At 49.4% G+C, this 3,520-nt stretch carries 3 protein-coding genes and 1 pseudogene; 3 read left to right on the forward strand and 1 reads right to left on the reverse strand.

From position 1 onward, the window contains the following. The first annotated feature begins 69 nt into the window (after positions 1-69). Positions 70-1,560, forward strand: a complete 1,491-nt coding sequence (locus tag HMPREF1051_RS10645; RefSeq protein WP_419538019.1) for an RHS repeat-associated core domain-containing protein — start codon at positions 70-72, stop codon at positions 1,558-1,560. A 37-nt stretch (positions 1,561-1,597) separates the two neighbouring features. Next, positions 1,598-2,032, forward strand: coding sequence for a hypothetical protein (locus HMPREF1051_RS10650; RefSeq protein ID WP_003768463.1), 435 nt, complete (start codon positions 1,598-1,600; stop codon positions 2,030-2,032). A 317-nt stretch (positions 2,033-2,349) separates the two neighbouring features. On the opposite strand, the gene HMPREF1051_RS15595 is transcribed toward HMPREF1051_RS10650, so the two are convergent. Further along, a complete protein-coding gene (locus HMPREF1051_RS15595) occupies positions 2,350-2,655 on the reverse strand; it encodes a hypothetical protein (protein ID WP_419538018.1) in 306 nt (101 codons plus the stop codon). Here HMPREF1051_RS15595 and HMPREF1051_RS13680 point away from each other — a divergent pair. Then, positions 2,614-3,520: pseudogene (locus HMPREF1051_RS13680) on the forward strand (RHS repeat protein); the annotation flags it as partial. The gene HMPREF1051_RS15595 and the pseudogene HMPREF1051_RS13680 overlap by 42 nt on opposite strands.

Raw genomic sequence — 3,520 nt, forward strand, 5'->3', positions numbered from 1 at the left:
CGCGACAAACTGCACCGCGAAATCCAAAGGACCCAGGGCAGCATCAGCAGCCTGTACGACTACGACCCCATGGGTCGTCTGAAAAGCCAGCGTACCGTTTGGAGCGGCACACAAACGCTTCACAACAAACAAAACCCGCTGGTCGGCGGCGCCGTCAACCGCCGCTACGCCTACGACAAAGCCGGCAACCTGATCCAAAGCGCCGACCAAAGAAGCGGCGTCCTTAATTACGTCTACGACAAAATCGGACGCATTCAAGAAGCCCGCAACAGCCAAACCGGCCGCAGCGAAACCTTCGCCTTCGACCCCGCCCACAACATCCTCGACATCCCAACATCTACTCCCTCTCCCGTGGGAGAGGGCTGGGGAGAGGGCAAAACGACCGCTCCGATTTCAGACGACCCCAAAACTCAAGGTCGTCTGAAATTACCTGCCCACCCTAACCCGGTCAGCGGCAACCGCCTCAAAGAATACAACGGCATCGAATACACCTACGACGCATTGGGCAACCTGATCTACCGCCAGCTGCCTAATGGCGAAAACCAATATTACCAATACGATTTAGAAAACCAGCTCGTCCGCGCCGAAATCAAAAAGCCCGCCGGCAATACCGAGATTTGGGAATATGCCTATGACCCGTTCGGGCGAAGACTGAGTAAGGAAAGAAAAGACAAACTCGCCTGGACGAGTACCGTTCCGAAACGCACCCACTTCGTCTGGGACGGAACACGATTACTTCAGGAGTACACCTACAAAGGCAGCTACACCTATATCTACACCGACCAAGACAGCTACGAACCGCTGGCGCAAGTCTTCCACAACAACCAAGACGAAGCGCAATACCTCGCCTATTTCCACAACGACCAAATCGGCATACCGCGCGAGATGACCGACATCAACGGCAATCTGTTGTGGTACGGCGAATACACCGCCTGGGGTCGTCTGAAAAAGGATGAGCGGGTGTACAAGAACGCGCATCAGCCGTTTAGATTGCAGAACCAGTATTATGATGAAGAGACCGGGCTGCATTACAACCTGATGCGCTATTACGAGCCAGAGGCGGGTCGGTTTGTGAATCAGGACCCGATTGGGTTGTTAGGAGGGGATAATCTTTATTGGTTTGCACCCAATGCGCAAACGTGGATTGATATTTTAGGGTTGAATAGATTCACCCGTACTACATGGCAAGCTCCATCTAAAGGAACAGGTCAAACGTATACGGTATTTCAACAGGCAATAGATTGGGATATGGTTGATAATAAAGGGAGGACAAATTTACAACGTGCATCTAAAGGGTTAGCTCCTTTGGGGGCTGATGGTAAATCTATCAATCTACATCACTCAAAACAAGATGCTAGGGGTGCTTTGTTTGAATTGACGAAAACAACGCATAGTAAATATGATAGAACAAATGCCTTGCATCCTTATAAAGTTGATGGAAGCGGTAAGCATCCATATTTCCCAGTAGATAGAAATGCGTTTGATAAGGATAGAAAGCAATATTGGAAAGATAGGGCGAAAGCAGAAAAAAGACGCAGAAGAAAAGCTGGAAAATGTTAAGGTCAATTTACTTATATTTATATCAAAGAGGTTTGTTATGTTAGATACTAATTTTAAAGAATATCTTGATGATGAATTTGGTAGGATATTACCAGAAAATCAAAATAAATATCGTGAATTATTCAAAAGATTAGGGTTTGGAAAAATAAATCATGACTTTGTTGAATTTTGGTCAACATATAGTGATGAAATTTATGGAAAAATTGGATATTTGGTTGATTTGGCAATGGACTTAGAGGATTTTTCAAGTAGCCAAACAGAAATTTTGAGAAAAAATATTGGATTACCTGATAATTATTTTTCGTTATTAAATAATGAGTTAGATGATTATATCTTATATGATAAAAATACCGACGAGGTTTTTTTTGTAGAGGCTCCTAATATTCAAAAGTTCATAGAAAATAAACAATTCAGCAAACATTGGAATAGCTTTGAATATTTTATTAAAGATTATCTAAATTATAATGCTTAATATGTTTAATTTTTAAGCGATTAGCAAGCTGTAGCCAATGAAACCTCTAATTCCGATGTAGAGTGTGAACGGTATGCACGCACGCGGTTTCTGTTTTTCAGACGACCTCACTATTTTCTTTGAGGTCGTCTGAACCATTTGTTCTTTAACAATCTCATTAGCAGTTGACATAGAGGTCGTCTGAAAACCGACTTTCAGATGACCCCTACCAAATCGCCATCAGCATCACCGACCCCGCCGGTTACACCACAAGCTACGGCTACAACGCCCGATGGCTGCCCGAAACCATTACCGACGCCTTAGGCAAAACCCGACGCCTACACTACGACCCCCTCGACCAACTCGTCTGCTTTACCGACTGTACCGGCGAAACCACCCGTTTCGGTTACACCGAATACGGCGATCTCGAAACCGTTACCGATGCGCTGGGTCATACCACCCGCCACCACTACGACGCAGCGGGCAACCCCGTCCGTACCGACTATCCCGACGGCAGTCACGAAACCTTCGAATACGACCGCCTCAACCGTCTGACCGCCCACATCGACGGACTCGGTGCCAAAACCGCCTACGAACTTGCGGTGGACGGACTGCCGCTCAAACGCACCAACGCGCTGGGCCATACCTTCGCCTACGCCTACGACAAAGCCCGCCGTCTGACCGTCCTCACCAACGAAAACGGCGAAACCTACCGTCTCGATTACGACCGAACCGACAACCTGATCCAAGAAACCGGCTGGGACGGCAAAATCACCGCCTACGGTTACGATGCCGCCGGACAACTGGTCCAACAGACCGAATACGGCCAAAGCAATAATGAAGGTCGTCTGAAAGAGCGTCCCGAAACTTGGCACATCCACCGGTTCAAACGCAACATCCTCGGCCAACTCATCGAAAAACAAAGCCGCAAAGTCTCCGGCCGCAACGGACAAAGCAAAGACGAAGGCATCAGCCGCACCCGTTTCGACTACGACCCGATTACCGGCAACCTGACCAAAGCCCGCAACCACCACAGCAGCGTCGAACTCGCCTACGACGAACTCGATCGCCTCATCGGCGAAACCACCGTCCACAACGGCCAAAGCGCCACCGTAGGCTACCGATACGACCCGTTGGGCAACCGCATCCGCACCATCCTGCCCGACGGCCGCCATATCGATTACCTGTACTACGGCAGCGGACACCTGCACCAAATCAGCCTCGACGGCGAAGTCATAACCGACATCGAACGCGACAAACTGCACCGCGAAATCCAAAGGACCCAGGGCAGCATCAGCAGCCTGTACGACTACGACCCCATGGGTCGTCTGAAAAGCCAGCGTACCGTCTGGAGTGGCACACCAACACCCCGCGGCAAACAAAACCCGCTGGCCGGCGGCGCCGTCAACCGCCGCTACGCCTACGACAAAGCCGGCAACCTGATCCAAAGCGCCGACCAAAGAAGCGGTGTCCTTAATTACGTTTACGACAAAATCGGACGCATTCAAG

Origin of the sequence: Neisseria sicca VK64 (assembly GCF_000260655.1) — a bacterium.
Lineage (GTDB): Bacteria > Pseudomonadota > Gammaproteobacteria > Burkholderiales > Neisseriaceae > Neisseria > Neisseria sicca_B.

Excerpts from the sequence above, each read along its gene's own strand:
- HMPREF1051_RS10645 (WP_419538019.1), top strand. The coding sequence starts at position 70 with ATGGGTCGTCTGAAAAGCCAGCGTACCGTTTGGAGCGGCACACAAACG.
- HMPREF1051_RS10650 (WP_003768463.1), top strand. The coding sequence starts at position 1,598 with ATGTTAGATACTAATTTTAAAGAATATCTTGATGATGAATTTGGTAGG.
- HMPREF1051_RS15595 (WP_419538018.1), bottom strand. The coding sequence starts at position 2,655 with ATGGCCCAGCGCGTTGGTGCGTTTGAGCGGCAGTCCGTCCACCGCAAG.